2 protein-coding genes are annotated in these 1,261 nt (G+C 58.1%); both read right to left on the reverse strand.

Features of this window, described 5'->3' with window-relative positions; genetic code table 11:
* Positions 1 to 235 (reverse strand): hypothetical protein (locus INT19_RS19390; protein ID WP_226917020.1); only part of this gene is annotated, 235 nt, incomplete at its 3' end.
* The coding region (locus INT19_RS05425; protein WP_193060029.1) for an IS1380 family transposase at positions 229 to 1,261 on the reverse strand (1,033 nt) is incomplete at its 5' end. The genes INT19_RS19390 and INT19_RS05425, both read right to left, overlap by 7 nt.

Below are 1,261 nucleotides of genomic sequence, written 5' to 3' on the forward strand. Positions count from 1 at the left end.
CCTGAATCCGTGAAGCTGGCGCCGATACTTTCCCTATCAACACCAGCACGTATTTTTTGACCACCGCTACCGTCTCAAGCGAACAACACATACCGGCTAGTGCCGCTTCTTGTTGCATTGATCGGCGTTGACAGCCTATTTTGTCGTGCATTTCAACCGATCGAGCACGGTGACTTTGGCTAACAGTATCCGTTAGCCCGCGACTGCGCTGCCTTGCCCAATAAACGGTCAGCATGGCGACCTTTTTGGATAACGCAGCCGAGTACGCAGGGTATTGAGCACCGTCATCCGCCCAACATCCTGCCCAAAATCAAGTATCACCTGCCGTGCTTTGTGAATGACGATGGCGGCGCGATGCACAAGCTCCTGAAGCACTGTCCGTATCCGACGCCGCTTGGCAGGATGACGAACGGGGCTCAGCTCGCCGGTCATGCCCAATTGCCCCATCAACCGCAGGATGTTGTAGGCCAGCTGGGCCAGGTGCAGGATAAGATCGTTAGTGGCGAACTTGCCCGAAGGCAGTCGCTCCAGGTCGAGATCGGTCTTGATCTCGCTGTGGAACTGTTCGTGGGTCGCATGCGCTTTATAGCGCTGAATAACCGCCTCCGGCGACTCTTCCAGACTGGTCCACCAGCCTTCCAACTCATACGTCGGTTCGAGCAGCAGTTGCCCATCGCGATCGGCGGTACGTTCCACCAGGCGCATCACGCGCTTGACCACATACTCGACCTTGTCGACCGTGAGTGACGCGCTCTGCGCCCATATGGCTTGACGCTTGCCTGGGCGCAGTTCTTCCCAATAGCTGGCCGCCACCACGCGCCAAGTATCCAGATCCGCCTTGGCCGAGTCCCGGGGGTTCCACTTGACGATGTAGTCGAGTTGGCGACCGTCTTTGGCAAACGCTTGGCGGTGTTGTTCAATCAACACCAGATGGGCCTTACTGTCGAAGCCGCTATCTTCTCGAAGCAGAATAGGGGCCTCAGTCAGGCCTCGGACACGGGGGAGCACTCGCTCCAAAAAGGCATTGCTCTCCTTCATGGTGTGCTGCTTGCCAGGCCGCAGTTCCAGACCCAGGCACCACCCTTCGTTGCCCAGATAGGCGGCGATCGGGGTGTAGCCATCGACCTTCTGGTAGGTCCGCGAGACGCCTTCCTTCTTCGAGTTGCTGTTGTCCATGACGAAGGTGTCGATGTCCAGGCAGACGTGCGTCGTCTCGGCGGTGATCGGTGCTTCGATCAGTGACAGCAGGGTCGTGGACCAG

This window comes from Halomonas sp. 3A7M (assembly GCF_014897875.1).
Taxonomy (GTDB): Bacteria; Pseudomonadota; Gammaproteobacteria; order Pseudomonadales; family Halomonadaceae; genus Vreelandella.